Source organism: Phaeobacter inhibens DSM 16374 (genome assembly GCF_000473105.1).
Classification (GTDB): Bacteria; Pseudomonadota; Alphaproteobacteria; order Rhodobacterales; family Rhodobacteraceae; genus Phaeobacter; species Phaeobacter inhibens.
Map to the genome: position 1 here is coordinate 1,374,794 of NZ_KI421498.1, position 21,218 is coordinate 1,396,011.

Consider the following 21,218-nt stretch of genomic DNA (forward strand, 5'->3'; position numbering starts at 1 on the left):
CGTGCAAGGTATTGATAATAAAGCGTTGGGAGGATGGGATGACATCTGAGGGACAGACGAGCAGCAGCCTGACACAGGGTGTGCTGTCGGACCGGCAGATCCGGCAGATGATCACCGGGGCTGCGATTGCGGCCTCCTCTCCGATACTCAACGATCAGATCCAGCCTGCGAGCCTTGATCTGCGGCTGAGTGACTGCGCCTACCGCGTTCGGGCCTCGTTTCTGCCCGGACTGGGACGCACGGTTGCAGAGCGGCTGGAGGATCTGACCATGCACCGGGTGGCGCTGACCGGCGGTGCGGTGCTGGAAAAAGGCTGCGTCTATGTGGTGCCGCTGATGGAACGCATTCGCCTGCCCGAGGGGATGACGGCCGCCGCCAGTGCCAAATCCTCCATCGGACGGCTGGATGTGATGACGCGGGTGATCACCGATCAGGGAGTGGAGTTCGACCGGGTGCCGGATGGCTATGACGGGCCGCTTTATGCGGAAATCTGCCCGCAGAGCTTTTCTGTTGTGGTGCAGCCGGGGCAGTTGCTGACGCAGATCATCTTTCGTCAGGGGCGCACATTCCTCAGTGACGCAGACCTGCGCGCAGTCCATGAGGCGACGCCGATTGTGTCTGGTGATCCGGTGATCTCCGACGGTCTGGGTTTCTCCGTCGATCTGCGGCCCGAGCGGGGCGATCTGGTGGGATACCGCGCCAAACATCACACAGGTGTGGTCGATCTGTCGAAACTGGGCCATTACGATCCGGCGGAGTATTGGGAAGAGGTGCGCACCACCAAGGGTCAGATCATTCTGGATCCCGGTGCGTTCTACATTCTGGTGAGCCGCGAGGCGATTGCCATCCCGCCGGATTACGCTGCCGAAATGGCGCCCTATCTGGCGATGGTGGGCGAATTCCGGGTGCATTACGCGGGCTTCTTTGATCCCGGGTTTGGCTATGCTGCCGCTGGCGGGGCCGGATCGCGTGGAGTGCTGGAAGTGCGCTGCCATGATGCGCCTTTTGTGCTGGAGCATGGGCAGGTCGTGGGGCGGCTGGTCTATGAGCGGATGTCGGAAGTGCCAGAGCAGCTGTATGGTATTGATATTGCGTCGAACTATCAGGGTCAGGGGCTGAAGCTGTCAAAGCACTTCAAAACCAGCTGATCCCTGCGTCTGAGGGATGGCTGTTAAAACCGGGGCGGTCGGGCATTGCGGCGCATCAGGCGGGCTTTCTGAGCTGCGGCCTCATCCTGAGGAAGCGGGCGCGAGTCCTGCCCCTTGCCTGCACCCTGCCCCTTGCCACGTTTTGAGACGGCCTTGATCCCGGCATTGACGCCTGCGTTCACCGCGCGGCCCACAAGACGGCGCAGGATCATGTTCAGTATCCGCTCGATGTTCATCTGCCTGTCTCCTTCGCACCAAATCGGGATCGCCGGACCAGCCTGGCCGCGTTAGTGTCGCGCGTCTATGCGGCGGATTTAGGGCGTCTTTCCCCGGTGGCCCTCAATCGCCAAAGAGTTCGGGCTGTTCTTCCACCTCGTCGCTGTCGCTGCGTCCGCCCATGGGCAGGCTGCCCGGTGGCGGGCGGTTTTCCAACAGGCCCGCGGCGCGCAGTTCCTTGAGGCCGGGGAGATCACGCGCGCTTTCCAACCCGAAATGATCGAGGAACACCGGCGTCACCACAAAGGTCACCGGGCGTCCCGGTGTCATCTTGCGGCGGCCAAGGCGGATCCAGTCCATTTCCAGCAGCTGGTCGATGGTGCCCCGCGACACTGACACGCCGCGCACCTCTTCGATTTCGGCGCGGGTGACGGGCTGGTGATAGGCAATGATCGCAAGGGTTTCGATGGCCGCGCGCGAGAGTTTGCGGGTCTCAACCGTTTCCTTCTGCATCAGAAAGCCGAGGTCAGAGGCGGTGCGCAGCGCCCAGGCATCGCCGACGCGCACGATATTGACGCCGCGTCCTTCGTACCGTTTGCGCAGGTGCTCCATCGCGGTGCCCGGCTCGCAGCCGTGCGGCATCCGCGCCTCAAGATCGCGGACAGTCACCGGTTCGGCGCTGGCAAACAGCACCGCCTCAACCATGCGTTCCTGTTCGGCCATCGGGGGCGCCTCAAACAGGGTCTGGGTTTCCTCCGCAACGGTGTTCTGGCTGTGGTCGTCCATCAGGTATCCTTGTCACGAATGCGCAGCTGAATGGGCGCATAGGTCTCGCTCTGGCGCAGCTCCAGATGGCCTTCTTTCACCAGCTGCAGCGAGGCGGCAAAGGTGGAGGCAGTGGCGGAGCGGCGTTTCATCGGGTCGGAGTGCCAGCCTTCGGGCAGATAGGTGAGCATATCAGTCCAGCTGCCGGTGTAGCCGATCAGGTGACGCATCCGGTCCAGCGCCGCCTCCATGGTGAAGATTGCCTCGCGGTCCAGCACAAAGGGGCGGAAGTCGTCCCGCGTGCGGATGCGGGCATAGGCCTGCATCAGATCCAGCAGATTGGCCGAATAGCTAACGGTGCGGATGCGGGTCACATCCTCGCTCTGGCCCCGGGCAAAGAAGTTGCGGCCCAGCTGATCGCGGGCCATCAACCGCGCCGCGCTGTCGCGCATGGCCTGCAAACGCTCCAGCTGGAAGGCCAGATGCGCGGCCAGTTCCTCACCGGAGGGGCCTTCCTCCGTCGGGTCGGGCGGCAGCAGCAGGCGGGATTTCAGATAGGCGAGCCAGGCCGCCATCACCAGATAATCCGCAGCCAGTTCAATGCGCAGCTCATGCGCCTTCTCCACAAAGCTGAGATACTGGCGGGCCAGTTCCAACACAGAAATGCGGCGCAGATCGACCTTTTGCGTGCGCGACAGCGACAACAGCACGTCAAGCGGCCCCTCGTAGCCGTCAACGTCCACGATCAATGCTTCGGCCGCGAGCCGGTCCTCGACGCTGAGCGCGTCGTCGTCAAACAGAGTGTCAGCCATATACCTGTCCGCCCATGAGGGCTGATAGTTCGGCCTCGGCCGTGGGTATGTCAAGCGCGGCGGGCGTGCGGCGGGCGGCTTCGGCGCGCTCGGCGCGTGCCTGTGCGGCGTCGGTCATCTCGCCAGCGGCCTCCGCCACGGCGGCGCGGTCGTCCAGCGGGGCGTTACAGAACAGGACCACATCGCAGCCGGCCGCGATGGTGTCGCGGGCAATGTCTGCGGCTGTGCCTTGCAGCGCCTTCATCGAGATATCGTCGCTCATAATCAACCCGTCAAAGCCGATGTCCGAACGGATCATCTGCATGATACGGGATGACAAAGTGGCGGGTTCGCTGTCGAGTGTCTCGTATACCAGATGGGCTGTCATCCCCATCGGCAGATCGTTCAGCGCGGCAAAAGCGGCGAAATCCTCCCGCGCCAGATCGGCGAGAGAGGCGGTGATCCGGGGGAGATCATGGTGGCTATCCATGCTGGCACGACCATGGCCGGGGATGTGTTTCACCACCGGTACAACGCCGCCGTCCAACAGCCCTTCAGCCGTGGCGCGGGCGCGGGTGACGACGGTGGTCAGATCGGTGCCATAGCAGCGGTTTTTGAGGAAGGGATGCGTCCCCTCGCCCGCCACATCCGCCAGCGGCGCGCAGTTGCTGTCGATGCCGAGATCGCGCAATTCATCCGCAATCAACCGCGCGCGCAGATACATGGCGCGGGTTGCACCCGCCCCCGCAACAGACGCGTGATCCAGCGCTGGCTGCCATTGGCGCGCCAGCGGCGGGCGCAGACGCTGCACCCGGCCGCCCTCCTGGTCGATGGTGATCAGACAGTCACGTCCCACCGCCTCGCGCAGGTCATTGCAAAGCGCACGGGTCTGTTCGGCACTGTCGATATTGCGGGCAAACAGGATAAAGCCAAAAGGGTTGGCGCGGGCGAACAGCGCCTTTTCGGCGGCGCTGAGACGCAGGCCTTCGGCATCTAATATGGTGGCTCCGTAACGCATAGCGGTCCTCTTTGTGCTGGGGCGCTGATACACCAGTGTCGCGGGCGGCGCCATGGTCGGATGGGGCAAACTGGCAGCAGTTTGCCGGATGGTAAACGACAAACGCCCGGCTGGGCCGGGCGCAGAGGTGTCGGGGGAGGCCCCATGTCCTGACGGGTGGTGCCCTAGCGGGTGGTCACGGGGATACAGTCGGCGTTGCCTGCCACCAGAGCGGAGCAGAAACGGCGCGCATCGGAGAGGTCGGCAAAGCCCATCGCGCGCAGGCGATAGAAGGTGCGACCGCCGCTTTCGGCCTTCTGGATCACCCGTTTCTTGCCTTCCAGATAGTCGGCAAAACGACCGTGGATGCGATCCCATTCGGCGCGGGCGACCTCAGCGCTTTCGTAGGCGCCAAGCTGGGCCAGCCGGGTGCCTGCGGGCAGACTGTCGGGCGAGACGTCCTGAGTGGTGCGCGCAGCAGGGGTCGCCGCGACCGAGCGGCTGGGAGAGAACCGCGCCGGGCGCGCTGCGGGACGCAGCGAAACACGCACACCGGGGGCGTTGCGCAGGGCCGCGTTCGGCGCCGGGGCGACGGCGGCGATGCTCACCGGTTGCAAGGGTTCCGGCTGCACAATCGCCGGGGCGGTGTTTGGCGCAGCAGCAGCGGCAGAGAGCTGTTCGGCCCCGTTGAGCGCATCCTGCCCCAATGGGGTGACACCGTCGGTCAGCTCTGCCACCAGTGCGTCGATGTCGCCGCCCTGATAGGCCGCCACCGCCTCAGTCGAGAGATCGGAGGTGTCAGGCGCGGAAGGGCGTTCCCGCCCGGCGCCAGAGGTGTCTGTTGTGAGGGCCGCCTGCATGGGCTGATCATCCTCGGTCAGCGCCACATCTTCGGGTGCAAGCGTCAGACGGTCGGCGGGGCTTTCGACATTGCCGTTGGCAGCAACGGCATTGACCGCAAGGCCCTGATGATCGGCGGGCAGGCCACCCGGGTTATCGGGCTGCACCCGCAGCGGACCTTCGACAGCGCGCACCACGGGCACGCCGCTCACGTCGCGCGAAATCAGCTGATAGCCCCAGAGACCGATGCCTGCGACCAGCGCCAGCGACGCCACGGCGCCAAGGGCGCTAAACGCCTTCGCCAGCCCTGCGCGACCTGTGCCCGCGGGTTCGGGGGCAAATCCATAGTCGTCGTAGCGGTGCCCCTGATCGGTGCCCGGACCGCTATAGGCGTCCTCTGCGGGGTCACCATAGGTGGGGGCTGCCTGCTGATAGGGGCTATAACCCTGCGCTGGCGTCTGAGGCTGATGTTGTGCGAAATAGCCACCCGCTTGCGGCTGCTGCGCATACCCTGCTGCGGCCTGCGGGCGCGCGACCGGTGTCTGCGGATCATGGCCGAAGGGGTGTTCCGGCTGCGGATAGGGGGATTGGGCAACGGGGTCCCGCAGATGCGCATCGGCGAAAGACGGCTCCTGCCGGATCCCTTGCGTTTCTGTGGCGGGGTCCGAAGAACGGTCCCCTCCATTGGAATACGACTGGCCGTGACCTGCCTGCGTAAAATACGCCATTTCCGCCTCACTGCCCGCATACGACGCGCGATGCGCCGCCCCGGGTTTCTACTTGATGATCTGCCTCGATCCGGCGGCCTGGGCGATTTTAGCTATCGCATCTCCTGCGCCGGTGTGACCCCAAGAATACCAAGACCGGCGGAAATGACAATGGAAACGGCCTTGGCCAGCGCCATTTTCGCATGTGTTGCAGATGGGTTGCTCTCGTTAACAAAACGTAAACCTTCGTTGGTTTTGCCGAGGTGGTAGAGCCCGTGCAGTTCCGATGCGAGATCGTAGAGGTAGAAAGCCACGCGATGGGGTTCGTTGGTCCGGGCAGCGATTTCCACCAGACGCGGCCATTCCGCGAGCTTTTTGGCGACGGTCAACTGGGCGTCATCCTGCAACAGCGTCAGGTCTGCGGCTGCGAGGGTTGCATCATCGGTGGTGATCCCCGCCTCTGCCGCCTTGCGCAGGGTCGAGCAGATCCGCGCATTGGCATATTGAACGTAGAACACCGGATTGTCCTTGGACTGCTCCAGCGCCTTATCAAGGTCGAAGTCGAAGCCCTGATCGTTTTTGCGGGTCAGCAGCATGAAACGGGTCACATCCGGGCCAACGGCATCCACTACGTCGCGCAGGGTAACAAAGGTCCCTGCACGTTTGGACATCTTGAATTCCTGACCGTCCTTGAACAGCTTCACCAGCTGGCACAGCTTGATATCCAGCGGCACACGGCCATCGGACAGCGCCGAAACCGCCGCCTTCATCCGCTTCACATAGCCGCCGTGATCGGCCCCGAAGATATCGATCAGCATGTCAAAGCCACGTTCGACCTTGTCGTAGTGATAGGCGATATCCGGCGCGAAATAGGTCCAGGCGCCATCGGATTTCTTCACCGGGCGGTCAACATCATCACCATGTTCGGTGGATTTGAACAGGGTCTGTTCGCGTGGCTCCCAGTCGTCGGGCTTCTTGCCCTTCGGCGGCTCCAGAACGCCTTCATAGATCAGCCCCTTGTCGTCCAGGCTCTTGAGCGCGGATTCGATCAGGCCAGTGCCGTAGAGCGACTTTTCGGAGAAGAACTTGTCCATCTGGATGCCCAGCGAGGCCAGATCGGCGCGGATCAGATCCATCATCGCATCGGTGGCAAAATTGCGGATCTCTTCCAGCCAGACATCCTCCGGCTGGTTCACATAGGCATCACCGACCTTGTCCTTCAGCGCCTGACCGACCGGGACGAGATAGTCACCGGGGTATGTGCCATCGACAAAGGCGACCTCCTGGCCGTGGGCCTCCAGGTAGCGCAGGTAGACAGAGCGCGCCAGCACATCAACCTGACCGCCACCATCGTTGATGTAATATTCACGGGTGACGTCATAGCCGACAAAATCCAAGAGGCTGGCCAGCGCGTCCCCAAAGACCGCACCACGGGTGTGGCCCACGTGTAGGGGCCCGGTTGGGTTGGCGGAGACATATTCCACATTCACCCGTTTGCCCGCGCCAAGGTCGGAACGGCCGAATTTGATATCCTCCGCCAGAACGGCCCCCAGCACCGACTGCCAGCTGCTGCGGTCCAGACGCAGGTTGAGGAAACCCGGGCCTGCCACCTCGGCAGAGGTGACGCGCGCGTCCGCGGCCAGTTTCCCTGCCAGCGCATCGGCAATATCACGGGGTTTCATCTTGGCGGGTTTGGCCAGCACCATGGCGGCGTTGGTCGCCATATCCCCATGCGCCGCATCGCGCGGCGGCTCTACCGCGACATTAGCAAAATCGAGCCCTTCGGGCAGCGTGCCCTCGTCCACCATTGCAGTAAGGCAGTCAAGCACGAGCGAGCGGATATCGGTAAAGAGGTTCATGTCTGGCGTCCCATCTGTTCACCGTTGCGGATACCGAGGGCCAGCGGCAGGGTCAACAGGATTGCAGGCCCCATCACGATCAGCGGCGGAGGCGCCCCGGAAAATTTCAATTTTCCGCGCAAGAGGGGGCAAGGTTACGCGATATGCGCGCCGAGGCGCGGCAGGTCAGGCCACCGGTACGTCACGGGCCGGGAGACGGCCCCATCTGGTGATCTGATACCGGCGCAGCGAGGCGACATAGTAGGGATCACGCAGAATCAGACGCTCGACCTCATCGCGGCTTGCCGCCTCGACATTCCAGATCGCTCCCGGAAAGTCCTGCTCGGGCCGCATCGCCAATGCGCCGCCGATCTGCAATTCGGGATGGGCGCGTACAAAGGCGATATGAGCATCCCGGCGCGGGCGATCCGCGCGGATCCGCGCCATCTCCGGCGCATCCTGAAAGGTCACGGTCCAATGCGTCATGCCATTTCTTGCCATGGCGGCCTCTTGCATCTGCGATTGCGGTTCTGGGCGTCTGCCCCATGAAACCGCATCCGACCTGCCTCAGGATAGTGCCAGTTGGCGTCAGCGTTACCGCCAGTCGCAGCGCAGCCCGCGCCTATTGCCCGGCTTGCAGGTCGGCAGCAGCGGCGGCGGCCTCAGCCGGGTACAGGCGACGGTGTTCCTGCAATGCAAAACGGTCGGTCATGCCTGCGATATAGTCCGACACGATCCGGGCCAGCGCGGTTTCACCTGCGGCGGCGGCGATATCCCCCTGCCAGCGGGCGGGCATTTCCTCAGGGTGGTTGAGGAAATACGGAAACAGCGCCTCCACCACCTTGGAGACCTCGGCGCGTTTGCGCATCACGCTGGGCGCGCGGTACATGCGGGTGAAGAGAAAGGCGCGGATTTCCTTCAGGTCGGCCCAGAGCGCATCGGAGAACACCACCACTGGCGCCCCGAGGGAGCGCACATCCTCGACACTACGCGCACCACTGGCGGCAAGGCGCCGTCTGGCGCCGTCGATCACGTCGCTGACCATCACACCAAAGACCCGGCGCAGCGCCTCGTGCCGCCGACGTCGTCCATCAAGGCCCGGATAGCGGCTGTCCACCGCATGATAGGCGGCACCAATCACCGGCAGTTCCATGATATCCGCATCGGTGAACAATCCGGCGCGCAAGCCGTCGTGCAGATCGTGATTGTTATAGGCGATGTCATCGGCCAAGGCTGCCACCTGTGCCTCGGCGCTGGCATGGGTGTGCAGTTCCAGATCCACCGCCGCGTTGCATTCGGCCAGCGCCCAAGGCAGATCGCCCACCACCGGGCCATTGTGTTTGGCGATGGCTTCCAGCGTTTCCCAGGTGAGGTTCAGCCCGTCAAATTCGGCATAATGCCGTTCCAGCGAGGTGACGATACGAATGGCCTGCGCATTGTGATCAAAGCCGCCGTAGGGGGCCATCAGCGCGTGCAGCGCATCCTCTCCGGTGTGACCAAAGGGCGTGTGCCCCAGATCATGCGCCAGCGCCACGGCCTCGGTCAGTTCCTGATTGAGACCAAGCGCGCCTGCAATGGTGCGGGCCACCTGCCCCACCTCGATCGAATGGGTCAGACGGGTGCGATAATTGTCGCCCTCATGTTCGACAAAAACCTGTGTCTTGTGCTTAAGCCTGCGAAAGGCGCTGGCGTGAATAATCCGGTCACGGTCCCGCTGATAGGGCGAGCGGAAGCTGCTTTCTTCCTCGGGGATCTGACGACCACGGCTGCGGTCCGGCATGGTCGCGTAAGGCGCGTAGGTCACTAATCTTTTCCCCGGTCAATCTTGTCCCTGTGGCGTCACCTTTCTATATTATGATCTCTGCTGCAACACGGCAGTGATCACCGTATTGGGAGACCAGAGATGCAATTGCCTCCAAAAGTGACCGAGCGTGCCTTTGCCCGGCTGGCCGAAATTGGTGCCGCCGATCAGGGTCAGGCCCTGCGCGTGGCGGTTGAAGGCGGCGGCTGTTCCGGCTTTCAGTATGAGATTGCGCTGGATGCCCCGCAGGCGGATGATCTGATCCTTGAGGGTCAGGGCCAGAAAGTGGTGGTCGATGAGGTTTCGCTGCCATTTCTGGAGAACGCGGTGATTGATTTCACCGAAGAGCTGATCGGCGCGCGGTTTGTGATCAACAACCCCAACGCCACCTCCAGCTGCGGTTGCGGCACCTCGTTTTCGATGTAGCCGCTGTTTGATCATGCGACACTGCGGCCTTGGTCGCACAGGCATTATACCGCTGCCAGACAGGAACTTTTTCTACACAGCGCGCGTTCTGCCACTGAACGGGTGTTAGCCGACAGTATCCGCCAGAGATGGATCTGACCTCGCCGCTTCGCGATTTCAACGGGCGCGCCGACCAGAGTCCGACCCCAGCTATAGAGGTGCGCGGTGTTTGTCGAAAATATACTGACTGATTTTCTGTTAAGATCTGCAGTCCTGTCATCCATAGCGATCATCTGGGTGATCGTGGTGGTGCGGCTGGTGGGCCTGCGTGCCTTCTCAAAAATGACTGCATTTGATTTTGTTGTGACAGTGGCCATCGGTTCCCTTCTGGCCGGAGCGAGTCAGGCGACGTCTTGGACCTCTTTTGGGCAATCGGCGCTGTCCATCGCGATATTGCTTTGCGTACAGTACCTCGTGGCCCGGTTGCGACAATCCTCGGAGAAATTCAAAGCCGCCGTGCAGAACACGCCGGTCATGCTGATGCGTGACGGAGATATCCTGCAGAGCGCGCTTGCAGCGACACGGGTCTCTGAGGATGATCTGCTGGCCAAGCTTCGCGAGGCAAATGTGCTGTCATTTTCGCAGGTGCGCGCTGTGGTACTGGAAACCACCGGCGACATTTCCGTGCTGCACGGTGACAGCCTGGAAACCCGGCTGATTGTGGGGGTTGAGGTGCCCTCCTGAAAGACGCCCCCACTTATTAGGTGTGACCCGTCAAGCTGATGCCATCGGACGTGATGCGGCGGGTCTGGTGCAGGGCCTTACCCCGCCTGCTGAATATTTGCCAGAAATCCCCAAACTCAGGCGTGCTCAGCTTCAGTTTGAGCAACTGGTCTGCCGCCTCCTGACCTTGCCACTCGGTCAGATACGTAAGAGCTGCACGCCAATGGTCTGCAGCTGACCGCTGGGCATCGTCACCATCCTCCATCAACCAGAGCGACAATGGGCGCAGCAGGCTATGCACGGGCGGGGCGGCGATATGGATTGCCCTCCCACCCCCGGCTTGTAAGCGGCCAGTATCCGCCCCCAGCAGCGGCTCCCCCGGTGCGCTTATCTGCTGCCACCATAGTGTGACGAAATACGCATGATAGCCGTCCACATGCCCGTCAAACCCGTCTGGCGTGATGACAAAGCCCCCTGCGGCGCGCGCCAGCGCCTGCTCCCACAGGGGCGGCGGCGTGACACCGCAGTAGCGCAGCGCGATGCAGATTTCAGACAGCAGATCCAGATCCTGATCAAGGCAGGCCAGAAGCCCCGCATAGGTCAGGCCGCGCTGTACCTCGCCGTCCAGCCCCGGATCGCGGCGACCGTAGTCTGAGAGGTAGAACACGATATGGGTCAGTTCATAAGCGGCCTTGCGATTGGGGATGGCGAAGGTCTGGCTGCGGCGGGCAAACCGGCGCAGCCTGTCATCAAGCCCCGGATCCACCGGCACCGCGATGCCGCGTCGCGCCAAAAGCTGCCGTGCCTCGGCCCGTTGCAGGTCTGACATCTCCGCCTCGACCAGCCCCTGGTGGGCCACCCAATGCGCCAGCTCAGCCGCGCGGGTGTCGGAGCCAAGGCAACCGGTTCCGATCAGGTCCTCGTAATCGAGACAGATCGACAGGATAAACCGATAGTATTGTGGGAAAAACCGCAGCTGCCGTGCGGCGCGCTCGTAGAATGGGCGCAGGGGAGACAGGGCTGCCTCATCCCGAAAATCCCCTGCGCCCGCGCCTCCCCCAACCCGCTGCTGCATCACCCGAAGGAGGCTCAGCAGCTCTGCGTTCTCCTTCAGCCAATAGACATCCTGAGGCGACCGCCGGTGGCGGGCAAAGCTCTCGACCCACGGGGCTACGGGACCAGCCACAGAGGACCCCGGTCCAGTCGGGGGCTGATGGCTGGACACCGTGCCGATGTCGGCGCGGCGGTCTTTGCGGTCGCCCGCTGCGGGACGTGTGAACGGCAGGATGACAGTCATGGATCTTACACCAATGCGGGGTTTGCGCCCCGGTTGCAGGGCGCAAATCTGGAAGGTCGGATCGCCGAAGCTCAGCTGCCGGAAGAGAACAGACCGGTTGCAGCACCGCTGACAGTGGCGCGGTCGGCGCGAGGCGCCGAGCCAGAGGAAAACAGCGAGGTTCCGGCGCCTTCGACCATGTCGCCGCGGCTGTCGTGATTGAGCGAGCCGGAGGAGAACAGCTCGGCCCCATGGCCGCTGTGAAGGTCAGCTTCCGGCGTTGTCAATTGCGGTGCCACGGTCTGGCGGCGCTGTGTGGATGTGGTCATGGATCGTCTCCCGTTTCAGGTGAAAAACACCCATCGACGATTGACACGGAATGCCTGCCCGACAACACGAAAGCACGCCTTTTGGTTGTTTTTACGATGGTACAACCGATGAGCTTTGCGCGGCAGTCTTCTGTTCAGCCAGCAAATAAGCGGCTTCTGCACAGGATAACCACAGAGCTGTCCACACCCCCAGCCATACAAAGCCCGAACAGATCGCCCGCCTGCCCCCTTGCAGCGCTGCAAATCGGGTGTCGCACGGCTTTGCGATATGCCGCTTTTTCGATGGCGATGATTCGGCACTGCGCCGCCGGCGCCCTTGCCCCCTCGCCCGGATTGAGCGATAGATCAAGCGCCCCACCCCGGGCCACAGAGGCAGGAGACCGGATATGAAAATCGCCACGTTCAACATCAATGGCATCAAGGCCCGTATCAACGCGTTGCCCGAATGGCTGGATGAGGCGCAGCCCGATGTGGTGGTGCTGCAGGAGATCAAATCCGTCGACGAGGCCTTCCCGCGCGAGCTGTTCGAGGACCGGGGCTACAATGTCGAAACCCATGGCCAGAAGAGCTTTAACGGGGTGGCGATCCTGTCGAAATTGCCGCTGGAGGACGTGCGCCGCGGCCTGCCGGGGGATGACAGCGACGAACAGGCGCGCTGGATCGAGGCGACAGTGGTGGGCAAACAGGCGATCCGCATCTGCGGGCTGTATCTGCCCAATGGCAATCCGGTTGAGCTGGACGCGGAGGGCCGGCCGGTCGAAGGCGGCAAATACGCCTATAAGCTGGCTTGGATGGAGCGGCTGCGGCAGCGGGCAAAAGATCTGCTGGCCGAGGAAATGCCCGCCCTGATGGCCGGGGATTACAATATCATTCCGCAAGCCGAAGATGCCAAGACGCCTGACGCCTGGAAAGACGACGCGCTGCACCGCCCCGAAAGCCGGGCGGCGTTTCAGCGGATCGTGGCGCTTGGCTTTACCGAAGCGTTCCGCGCCCGCCATCAGGGGCCGGGACATTATTCGTTCTGGGATTATCAGGCAGGTGCCTGGAACCGCAACAATGGCATCCGCATCGACCATTTCCTGCTGAGCCCACAAGCCGCCGACCTGCTGCGTGATTGCCAGATCGACAAGGATGTGCGCGGCCGCGACAAGCCGTCCGATCACGTGCCGGTCTGGGTTGATCTGGACCTATAGGCGGATAAGGCCGGTGTCTGAGCGCCGGGTCCTAGTGGATCGGATCCAGCCGCGCTGGCGCACGGGCGGCTGATATCAGCCGGACCCCTTCAGGTCCGCAACAATATCATCTCTGCACAAACAACCTGTGCACAAACAACAAAGGGCGCATCGTTTCCGATGCGCCCGAATATCATCTCAGCAGATACCCCCGAAGGGGCAAAAGCTTATGCGAGAGCCAGGTTGGCTGCGCTTTCGCGGCCATCACGACCGGCTTCGATGTCGAATGTGACTTTCTGGTCGTCATTCAATGTGGTCAGGCCTGCGCGCTCAAGCGCTGAGATATGCACGAACACATCTCTGCTACCACCCTCGGGGGCGATAAAACCAAAACCTTTAGTAGAGTTGAACCATTTTACGGTGCCATTAGCCATCGTAAGTCTCCTTGATTATGCCACCCGCGGAATGCGGCAGCTCGGCCAGTCAGTGCAAGATCGCATCGCTGAGCCGTTAGGAGCAGAAAAGTCGATAGAGATAACGTAACTCGATACCCTTAGCCATCTTTGACCAACTAAGCAAGCGCCAACTGTTGCTCATCGAGTGAACAAGTCGGTGACAAGGCACACATCCGCCCAAAGCGCGACCTTGCGCGGCGCTGCTTAGGCCAGCGTGGTGATGGGACCGCCTGCGCCGGGATCGTTGCCGGTCGGGGCCGGGGTGCCGCCGGTGACGTCGTGGCCATAGATCCAGTCGAATTGTTGCACCATGCGCTGTGGGGCGAGCCGCCCGCCGAGGCGCAGGATCTGATGCGCGGGCCAGGCGAGCGGCTGGCGCAGGTGGTATTTCCAGGCATTTCCGGTGGCGGCATCCACCACTTTGGCGGCGCGGCTGCGGCGGCGCTGCTGATAGGCGGCAAGCCCCTCTTCGTCACTGCTGGCGGTGCGCAGGGCATCAACCAGAACCCAGGCGTCCTCAAGCGCGAGATTTGCCCCCTGCGCCATGAACGGCAGGGTGGGATGCGCGGCATCGCCCATAATCGCGAGGCTGCCCTGATGCCAGACCTCCGCAACCGGATGGCGAAACAGCCCCCAGAGGGCCACCTGATCGACCTGCGCCAACAGATCGGCGGCGGCGCCACCAAACCCCGTGAAGGCGCTGCGCAGCGCCTCCGGGTCATCGCGGTGATGCCAGCCTTCCTCCGCCCAGGTCTTGCGTTCCTGCACAGCGACAATATTCATCAGGCTGCTGTCCCGTAGCGGATAGGTGACCAGATGGCGGCCCGGCCCCATGAAGACCTGCGCCTCGGCCGGGTGATTGTGCAGATTGGCCACGGTGGCGCGCCAGGCCACCTGCCCGGTGAAACGAGGCGTCGCAACGCCATTCAGCGCCGCCCGCGCCTTGGAATGCAGCCCGTCGGCACCAATCACCAGATCACCGCTACATTGTGCGCCATTGGCCAGATGCACCACCGGGCGGGCACCGCTGGTGATGCGGTCGACCTTTTGCAGCAGGCGGACCTTGACCCCGGCTTGACGCGCGGCATCGGCAAGGAGGTTGATCAGATCAGCGCGGTGCGCGAAGTAGAAATTCTGCCCCGGCGCATATTGGTCGAGATCGAGGCGCAGAACCTCGCGGCCCCGCCGGTGGCTGCGCAGGACCACAGCGCGGGCGCGCGGCGCGCTCCAGGCCAGATCATCCGCCAGCCCCAGCGCCCGCAGAACCGCAACACCGTTGGGACTGATTTGCAGACCGGCGCCCACCTCGGTGATCGCCTCTGCCTGTTCGAGAACCGTGACTTTTGCGCCCTGCCGACTGAAGGCCAGCGCTGCCGCCAGCCCGCCAATGCCCGCACCGATGATGGTGATTTTTCGGTCTGTCAGTCTCATCTTGTCCCGCTATCTGCACACAGGCCGGTCCGTTCTGGCCGCGCGATACCCCCAGATAAACGAAAAACGCCGGAGCAACAGGCCCCGGCGTTATGATTTTTTTTACAAATGCAAGAAAATCAGTCGTCGCGGTGGACTTTTTCCCGGCGCTCGTGGCGTTCCTGCGCCTCAAGGCTCATCGTGGCGATGGGTCGGGCATCCAGACGTTTGAGAGAGATCGGCTCACCGGTGACTTCGCAGTAGCCGTATTCCCCTTCGTCGATGCGGCGGATCGCCGAGTCGATCTTGGCAACCAGCTTGCGCTGGCGGTCCCGGGTGCGCAGCTCAAGCGCGCGATCTGTTTCTTCACTGGCGCGGTCAGCAACATCGGGGATATTGCGGGTGTTGTCCTGCAACCCCTCGATCGTGTCGCGACTCTCGGCCAGGAGTTCTTGCTTCCATTCATGCAGCTTGCGACGGAAATATTCCTGCTGCCGGTCATTCATGAAGGGTTCATCTTCAGCTGGACGATAATCATCCGGCAGAAACACTTCTTGCTTCATTTCGGTACCTTTGGTTTGCCCCATACTGCCGGTCTTCCTCGGTATTGTTTACAAACTCAGCGGCTCCCCCCGCATGCCGCAGCGTTTATCCCCTGCGTCAGCGATTGTCACTACACAATAGTACGCACAAAGGGTTAAAACCTGCATAAGAGCGCCCCCAGGGGTTGCACAGAGGCAACGAGGCAGGAAAGAGATGCAGTTTCAGGGCACTAAGGATTACGTCGCGACCGAAGATCTGAAAATCGCGGTCAACGCCGCGGTTACGCTGGAACGGCCGCTGCTGGTGAAGGGTGAGCCGGGCACAGGCAAGACCGAGCTGGCGCGGCAGGTGGCCGATGCGCTGGGGCTGCGGATGATCGAGTGGAATGTGAAATCCACCACCCGCGCGCAGCAGGGGCTGTATGAATATGATGCCGTCAGCCGGTTGCGTGACAGCCAGCTGGGCGATGAGCGGGTGCATGACGTCAAAAACTACATCAAGCGCGGCAAGCTCTGGGAGGCGTTTGACGCTGACGAGAAGGTTGTTCTGCTGATTGATGAGATCGACAAGGCCGATATCGAGTTCCCGAATGACCTGTTGCAGGAACTCGATAAGATGGAGTTCCACGTCTATGAAACCGGTGAGACGATCCGGGCCAAACAGCGCCCGATCATGATCATCACCTCCAACAATGAAAAGGAACTGCCGGATGCGTTTCTGCGCCGCTGTTTCTTTCACTACATCCAGTTTCCCGATGCCGAGACCATGCGCAAGATCGTCGAGGTGCATCATCCCGGCATTAAGGACAGCCTGCTGACCACCGCGTTGACGCAGTTCTACGAGATCCGTGATACAGCCGGGTTGAAGAAAAAGCCGTCGACGTCAGAGGTGCTGGACTGGCTGAAGCTGCTGCTGGCCGAGGATCTGACGGCGGAAGATCTGAAACGTGATGGCGCAGACGCGTTGCCGAAACTGCACGGCGCGTTGTTGAAGAACGAGCAGGATGTGCATCTGTTCGAACGGCTTGCCTTCATGGCGCGGGGGCGTCGCTGAAGAGACGGCCCAACGAGACAGATGGCCTGCGCGTAACACCGTATATGATGGCTTGCGGCTGACGTATCTGGTGCTCTCTTCTTATGCGATCTGGGCGGTCCGATCTTTTGCAGTGCAGTGAAGGGAGCAAGATTTGCGGTCAGGACCACTGCGTGACACCGCGTCATGGGCGCTGATTGCCCTGCCCGTGATCAGCGGGCTTTGGCTGGCCATTGGCGTGGGTGTACTTGCAGCGCTCAGCCCCGGTTATTCTCATGTCAGCCATTTTATGAGCGTGCTGGGAGCAGCCGGGGCGCCATATGCCGCCTGGACCAACTATGCGGTGTTCATCCCGACTGAACTGTGGGTCCTCGTCTTTCTGGCGCTGCTCAATGCGCGCCTGCCGGACCGACGGTTGACACGGGTCTCACTGATCCTGCTGGCGACCTATGCGGGCCTGCTTATGCTGGCCGCCGGGTTGCCCTGCGACGCGGGATGTAACGGCGGAGACGACGGGCAGAGTACGGTCCATATCGCGCATATGATTGCCGCAGCCGTGGCCTACCCGCTGGCGCTGATCGGCGTGTTCCTGCTGGTGCTGACCCTCCCGAAACCTTCGCTTTTGCGGCGCCTTGCGCTGCCGTCTTTGGCTGTCGGGGGTGGTCTGTTCGGCGCCATCATTGCTGTTCCGGAGGCACAGGGCCTGTTCCAAAGGCTGCTTGAGGCGTGGATCTACGCGCAGTTCATTGCACTGGGGGTCCACGCCGCCTTGTGCCTGCGCCCTTAGTAAGCCTCGCGCAGGAAGCGTTCGACGCGCTCTGGATCATCCTCAATCATGCGCAGCAGGATGCGGGCCGGGCGTTCCGGCAGGCGGCGGCCCTGCTCCCAGTTGCGCACCGAGCCGAGGCGAAAGCCGAAGTGGCTGCAAAACCGTTCCTGGGACATGCCAAGGGTTTTGCGTAGGCGTACAACGTCCACCATCGGCACCTCGCGGCTGGCCATGGTCTCCAAGGGCGTTTTACCGGAGATATCGTCCTGCATCTGCTGCAGCGCCATGGCATCACGGTCCGCCTCGCTTTGCTGGCGGATACGGCCGGTGCCTCTGGCCTGATGGTTTGCCTTATGCTCTGCCATATCAATTATCCTCCTTCAGCAGCGCCTTGATGCGGGATTTCACCACATCCAGCGCCAGATTGCCCACCGCCCGCGCGCCCTGCGCCATCAATCCCGACAGGCGCGGATCCCGCTGTCGGCGGTGAATTCTGAGCACATAGACCATCATCAGATCAGGACTGGCCTGATGGATGCGGTAGCGCAGCGTCAGATCCCCGGCGACATGGTGGTAATCTTCATCCGTCTTGCGCCCGATGGTGGGGTCGCGCACCAAGGTGGCGATCAGCCGGGCCAGCTCATCCTCGTCCAGATAGGCGTGGATGGCGTCCTCGATCGCGACCGGGGTGATGCGGTAATCCACCCGCAGGCATTTCTGTGTCTCTTTGCGTATATACGCCATTGGCGTAGCCTTTTCAACCTGTCTCTGCGTTTACCCCTGATTAGGGGCAGATGATCCTGCCTCACACCGCAGCGCGAGCCCCTGCATTTCCGCCCTGATGCCCAAGGGTCGGCGGACCCTTGCAGTAGAGGTGTTGCCGGGGTGCCCTTCTCTTTGCGGCTCTGCTGCGCTATGGCCAGCCATAACATTGATTTTTAACCCTGTCTTGGCACAAGCTGGGGCTGTCCTGTCGCAGGAGAGATCGCTTGTTCACATTCCGGCCCCGTATGCTGCCCGTTGGTCCTTCTGCCGATCCTCTTGCAGGGCGGCCCTCCCCCCTGCGGTGCTGGCGCGGGTTTGCGGTGCTGGCGATGGTGGCGGCGCTGGCTGCATGCGGGGTTGAGACACGATATGCGCCCCCGAGCCGCACCGCTACGGCAGTGGCACCGCTGGCCCCGGCCAAGAGCTTTGCCCGCGCGCATCCGGTGGCGCCGCTACGGGCCAACAGCGATATCGCACGGGATTTCCTCGACCTGCATTTCCAGCTGGAAAGCGGCACCGCCCTGCCCGTCTTTACCCGGTTTGAACATCCCATCACCCTGCGCCTCATCGGTCAGCCCACCAAGAGCCTGAACCGGGATCTGGCAGCCTTGCTGCAACGATTGCAGCGCGAGGCGGGGCTGGATCTTCGGCTGTTGGGCGAGGATACCGCAGGCCTCGCAGCCAATATCACCATCGAGGCAGTGCCGCGCAAAGAAATCCGCCGCGCCTCGCCGCGTGCGGCATGTTTCGTGGTGCCCAATGTCAGCTCGCTGGCGGAATACCGTCGTTCCAAGCGCAAGCCCGGGACCAATTGGGCCAATCTGCGCGCGCGCCAGAGACTGGCGATTTTTGTGCCCAATGATGTCAGCCCGCAGGAAACCCGCGACTGCCTGCATGAGGAGCTGGCACAGGCCATCGGGCCGCTTAACGATCTCTACCGGCTGTCGGATTCGGTGTTCAATGACGACAATGTGCACACGGTGCTGACCGGATTCGATATGCTGATCCTGCGGGTGGGCTATGCGCCCGACCTGCGCAGCGGCATGACGCGGGCTGAGGTCGCCGCCCGTCTGCCAGCCATTCTGGCGCGGCTGAACCCCGGCGGGGCTGGTCGGGCTACCCAGCCGCTGCCCGCCACCTCACGCGACTGGATTCAGGCGACTGAGGCGGCGCTGACACCGGGCACCAGCCGTGCCAATCGCCTCAGAGCGGCGCATCGCGGGGCGGCGATCGCCCGTGATCTGGGGTGGCAGGATCACCGGCGGGCCTTCAACCACTATGTGCTGGGGCGCATTCTGCAACGGGACGATCCGGAGCTGGCGCAGCAGCATTTCGAGACCGCGCTGATCTATCTGCAGGGGCGGTATGACAGCCCGCTGCTGCGCGCCCAGATCGCAAGCCGCATGGCCGCCTTTGATATTATCCGCGGAGATGGCGAGACCGCACTGGCGCGGATCCGGCCTGCCCTTCCGGTCGCGGCGCGGGGCGAAAACGCGGTGCTATTATCTAGTCTGATGCTGCTGGAGGCCGAGGCGCTGTTGTTGCAAGGCCAAACTGACGCGGCCTATGCCGTGAGACTGGACAGCCAGGGATGGGCACGATACGGGTTTGGCCCAGATTGGGCGGTGCGCAGCGCGATGACCGAAATTGCGGCCCTGGCGCCGCCGCGCTGATCTACGGCCTGCGCAGGGCCAGCAGCGTCACGGCTTGACCCGGAACTGAGCGGCCCCACCTGAGACATGAACATTCTTAATATACGGACATCAACATGATCGTAATCGGCGCATTGCTTCTTGGCGCACTTCTGGGGGCCCGCACGGCCCAAAAACGCGGCGGCAGCCTGGCAGATAAGCTGCAATATGGCGCTGCATACGCCATGGTTTTTGCTATTCTGGGACTGTTTGCGACCATTCTCGCCGACCGCATGCTGCTCTGACGCAGCGCGCGGGGTGCGAGATGCCCCCTGACCAGCCCTGACGGAGACCCAGATGTTTCAGCCCTTCTTTGAAAACCTGCGCAAGGCGGCGGTTCCGGTGTCCTTGCGGGAATATCTGACCCTTCTCGAAGGGATGAAGGCGGGGCTTGCGACCTACGATATCGACGCCTTTTACTATCTGGCGCGCGCCGCCATGGTGAAGGATGAGCGCAATATCGACAAATTCGACCGCGCCTTTGCCACGACATTCTCCGGGTTGGAGGCGATCCCCGCCGAGGCGGTGATGGAGGCCGTGGACATTCCCGAAGAGTGGATCCGCAAGATGGCGGAAAAGCACCTGAGCGAGGAAGAGCGCCGCGAAATCGAGGCGCTCGGCGGGTTTGAAAAACTGATGGAAACCCTGAAAGAGCGGCTGAAGGATCAGGAAAGCCGCCATCAGGGCGGCAACAAATGGATCGGCACGGCGGGCACCTCGCCGTTTGGGGCCTATGGCTACAACCCCGAGGGCGTGCGCATCGGCCAGAAGGAAAGCCGCCACCAGCGCGCGGTCAAGGTCTGGGACAAGCGCGAGTTCAAGAACCTTGATGGTGATGTCGAACTGGGCACCCGCAACATCAAGGTGGCGCTGAAACGTCTGCGCCGCTGGGTGCGCGAGGGCGCGTCCGAGGAGCTGGACCTCTCAGGCACCATCCGCGCCACCGCCGAACACGGCTATCTGGACGTGAAAACCCGCCCTGAACGCCACAATGCGGTGAAGGTGCTGCTGTTTCTCGATGTCGGCGGATCGATGGATCCGCATATCAAAGTGGTGGAAGAGCTGTTCTCGGCGGCGCGCAGCGAGTTCAAGCATCTGGAGTATTTCTACTTCCACAACTGCCTCTATGAAGGGGTCTGGCGCGACAACCGCCGCCGCTGGGATGCGCAGATCCCCACCCATGAGGTACTGCGCACCTATGGGCCGGACTATAAGTGCATTTTTGTCGGAGATGCCTCGATGTCGCCCTATGAGATCGCCTATCCGGGCGGCGCCAATGAACATTGGAACCCGGAGGCCGGTCAGATCTGGCTGGAGCGGGCGCGGGCGCAATGGGCCTCACACCTCTGGATCAACCCGGTGCCGGAGGCCTATTGGGGGCATACCCATTCAATCCAGATGATCCGCGAGATCTTTGCGGATCAGATGGTGCCGATGACACTGGCGGGGCTGGAGCGTGGGATGCGGGAGCTGACGCGCTAGGCCCGGCAGCCTGCACAGGGCACGCGCGGCGAAAGCTTGCCAAGTCACCCTGCCTCGGGTAGA

The 21,218-nt window shown here is 62.5% G+C and carries 24 protein-coding genes; 9 read left to right on the top strand and 15 right to left on the bottom strand.

All coding sequences use genetic code 11. The annotated features are described in order from the left end of the window. Window positions 1–38 precede the first annotated feature (38 nt). Window positions 39–1,148: a 2'-deoxycytidine 5'-triphosphate deaminase gene (locus tag INHI_RS0110255; protein ID WP_036767013.1), complete on the top strand. Its 1,110-nt coding sequence runs from the start codon at window positions 39–41 to the stop codon at window positions 1,146–1,148. A gap of 23 nt (window positions 1,149–1,171) precedes the next feature. Here INHI_RS0110255 and INHI_RS0110260 read toward each other — a convergent pair whose 3' ends face one another. The 8 genes from INHI_RS0110260 to INHI_RS0110300 form a co-directional block, all read right to left on the bottom strand. Further along, window positions 1,172–1,384, bottom strand: a complete 213-nt coding sequence (locus INHI_RS0110260) for a hypothetical protein (RefSeq protein ID WP_027247589.1) — start codon at window positions 1,382–1,384, stop codon at window positions 1,172–1,174. A gap of 103 nt (window positions 1,385–1,487) precedes the next feature. After that, window positions 1,488–2,150, bottom strand: coding sequence for an SMC-Scp complex subunit ScpB (gene scpB, locus INHI_RS0110265; RefSeq protein WP_014874232.1), 663 nt, complete (start codon window positions 2,148–2,150; stop codon window positions 1,488–1,490). Further along, the gene (locus INHI_RS0110270) at window positions 2,150–2,941 is read right to left on the bottom strand and encodes a segregation and condensation protein A (RefSeq protein ID WP_014874231.1); all 792 of its coding nucleotides are present in this window, start codon (window positions 2,939–2,941) and stop codon (window positions 2,150–2,152) included. The genes scpB and INHI_RS0110270 overlap by 1 nt, the downstream gene beginning before the upstream one ends. Next, on the bottom strand, window positions 2,934–3,938 hold the full coding sequence (nagZ, locus tag INHI_RS0110275; protein WP_027247590.1) for a beta-N-acetylhexosaminidase: 1,005 nt from the start codon (window positions 3,936–3,938) through the stop codon (window positions 2,934–2,936). The genes INHI_RS0110270 and nagZ overlap by 8 nt, the downstream gene beginning before the upstream one ends. A 164-nt stretch (window positions 3,939–4,102) precedes the next feature. Further along, entirely contained in the window at window positions 4,103–5,485 is a 1,383-nt protein-coding gene (locus INHI_RS0110280) for an SPOR domain-containing protein (protein ID WP_027247591.1), read from the bottom strand. Between the two features lie 92 nt (window positions 5,486–5,577). Then, window positions 5,578–7,323: an arginine--tRNA ligase gene (gene argS, locus INHI_RS0110285; protein WP_014879649.1), complete on the bottom strand. Its 1,746-nt coding sequence runs from the start codon at window positions 7,321–7,323 to the stop codon at window positions 5,578–5,580. Window positions 7,324–7,488: 165 nt separating this feature from the next. Continuing rightward, entirely contained in the window at window positions 7,489–7,788 is a 300-nt protein-coding gene (locus tag INHI_RS0110295) for a YciI family protein (protein WP_254656869.1), read from the bottom strand. Window positions 7,789–7,924: 136 nt separating this feature from the next. After that, window positions 7,925–9,106: a deoxyguanosinetriphosphate triphosphohydrolase gene (locus tag INHI_RS0110300; protein ID WP_027247592.1), complete on the bottom strand. Its 1,182-nt coding sequence runs from the start codon at window positions 9,104–9,106 to the stop codon at window positions 7,925–7,927. A 99-nt stretch (window positions 9,107–9,205) separates the two neighbouring features. On the opposite strand from INHI_RS0110300, the gene INHI_RS0110305 reads away from it, so the two are divergent. Then, window positions 9,206–9,529, top strand: coding sequence for a HesB/IscA family protein (locus tag INHI_RS0110305; RefSeq protein ID WP_014874225.1), 324 nt, complete (start codon window positions 9,206–9,208; stop codon window positions 9,527–9,529). A 204-nt stretch (window positions 9,530–9,733) separates the two neighbouring features. Beyond that, window positions 9,734–10,252, top strand: a complete 519-nt coding sequence (locus INHI_RS0110310; RefSeq protein WP_014879647.1) for a DUF421 domain-containing protein — start codon at window positions 9,734–9,736, stop codon at window positions 10,250–10,252. Between the two features lie 16 nt (window positions 10,253–10,268). Here the strand turns inward: INHI_RS0110310 and INHI_RS0110315 are convergent, their stop codons facing one another. Both INHI_RS0110315 and INHI_RS20480 read right to left on the bottom strand, forming a co-directional pair. Next, complete coding sequence (locus INHI_RS0110315; protein WP_027247593.1) at window positions 10,269–11,528, bottom strand: DUF6902 family protein; 1,260 nt, start codon at window positions 11,526–11,528, stop codon at window positions 10,269–10,271. Window positions 11,529–11,599: 71 nt separating this feature from the next. Then, the gene (locus tag INHI_RS20480; protein ID WP_036767288.1) at window positions 11,600–11,836 is read right to left on the bottom strand and encodes a DUF6749 family protein; all 237 of its coding nucleotides are present in this window, start codon (window positions 11,834–11,836) and stop codon (window positions 11,600–11,602) included. Window positions 11,837–12,222: 386 nt separating this feature from the next. On the opposite strand from INHI_RS20480, the gene xth reads away from it, so the two are divergent. After that, window positions 12,223–13,029, top strand: coding sequence for an exodeoxyribonuclease III (xth, locus tag INHI_RS0110325; protein ID WP_014874222.1), 807 nt, complete (start codon window positions 12,223–12,225; stop codon window positions 13,027–13,029). Window positions 13,030–13,235: 206 nt separating this feature from the next. On the opposite strand, the gene INHI_RS0110330 is transcribed toward xth, so the two are convergent. The 3 genes from INHI_RS0110330 to dksA all read right to left on the bottom strand — a co-directional run bounded on the left by INHI_RS0110330 (window position 13,236) and on the right by dksA (window position 15,436). Further along, entirely contained in the window at window positions 13,236–13,442 is a 207-nt protein-coding gene (locus INHI_RS0110330) for a cold-shock protein (RefSeq protein WP_014874221.1), read from the bottom strand. 225 nt (window positions 13,443–13,667) lie between these two features. Beyond that, window positions 13,668–14,894 (bottom strand): FAD-dependent monooxygenase, encoded by a 1,227-nt coding sequence (locus tag INHI_RS0110335; RefSeq protein WP_014879644.1) that lies wholly within the window; start codon window positions 14,892–14,894, stop codon window positions 13,668–13,670. 119 nt (window positions 14,895–15,013) lie between these two features. Further along, on the bottom strand, window positions 15,014–15,436 hold the full coding sequence (gene dksA, locus INHI_RS0110340; protein ID WP_036767290.1) for an RNA polymerase-binding protein DksA: 423 nt from the start codon (window positions 15,434–15,436) through the stop codon (window positions 15,014–15,016). A 193-nt stretch (window positions 15,437–15,629) separates the two neighbouring features. Here dksA and INHI_RS0110345 point away from each other — a divergent pair, with 193 nt between their 5' ends. Further along, window positions 15,630–16,469 carry an AAA family ATPase gene (locus tag INHI_RS0110345; protein ID WP_027247594.1) on the top strand — a complete coding sequence of 280 codons (840 nt, stop codon included), beginning with the start codon at window positions 15,630–15,632 and terminating at the stop codon, window positions 16,467–16,469. A gap of 133 nt (window positions 16,470–16,602) precedes the next feature. Beyond that, on the top strand, window positions 16,603–17,235 hold the full coding sequence (locus tag INHI_RS0110350) for a DUF998 domain-containing protein (protein WP_027247595.1): 633 nt from the start codon (window positions 16,603–16,605) through the stop codon (window positions 17,233–17,235). Here the strand turns inward: INHI_RS0110350 and INHI_RS0110355 are convergent. Next, window positions 17,232–17,582 carry a helix-turn-helix domain-containing protein gene (locus INHI_RS0110355; protein ID WP_036767018.1) on the bottom strand — a complete coding sequence of 117 codons (351 nt, stop codon included), beginning with the start codon at window positions 17,580–17,582 and terminating at the stop codon, window positions 17,232–17,234. The two genes, INHI_RS0110350 and INHI_RS0110355, sit on opposite strands and share 4 nt — an antisense overlap. A 1-nt stretch (window position 17,583) precedes the next feature. After that, window positions 17,584–17,961, bottom strand: coding sequence for a hypothetical protein (locus tag INHI_RS0110360; protein WP_027247597.1), 378 nt, complete (start codon window positions 17,959–17,961; stop codon window positions 17,584–17,586). A gap of 266 nt (window positions 17,962–18,227) precedes the next feature. Here INHI_RS0110360 and INHI_RS0110365 point away from each other — a divergent pair, with 266 nt between their 5' ends. The 3 genes from INHI_RS0110365 (at window position 18,228) to INHI_RS0110375 (ending at window position 21,155) form a co-directional block, all read left to right on the top strand. After that, window positions 18,228–19,655 (top strand): DUF2927 domain-containing protein, encoded by a 1,428-nt coding sequence (locus INHI_RS0110365; protein ID WP_027247598.1) that lies wholly within the window; start codon window positions 18,228–18,230, stop codon window positions 19,653–19,655. Window positions 19,656–19,750: 95 nt separating this feature from the next. Then, on the top strand, window positions 19,751–19,918 hold the full coding sequence (locus INHI_RS21205) for a hypothetical protein (protein ID WP_027247599.1): 168 nt from the start codon (window positions 19,751–19,753) through the stop codon (window positions 19,916–19,918). Window positions 19,919–19,970: 52 nt separating this feature from the next. Continuing rightward, the gene (locus INHI_RS0110375; protein ID WP_027247600.1) at window positions 19,971–21,155 is read left to right on the top strand and encodes a vWA domain-containing protein; all 1,185 of its coding nucleotides are present in this window, start codon (window positions 19,971–19,973) and stop codon (window positions 21,153–21,155) included. The last annotated feature ends 63 nt before the right edge of the window (window positions 21,156–21,218 follow it).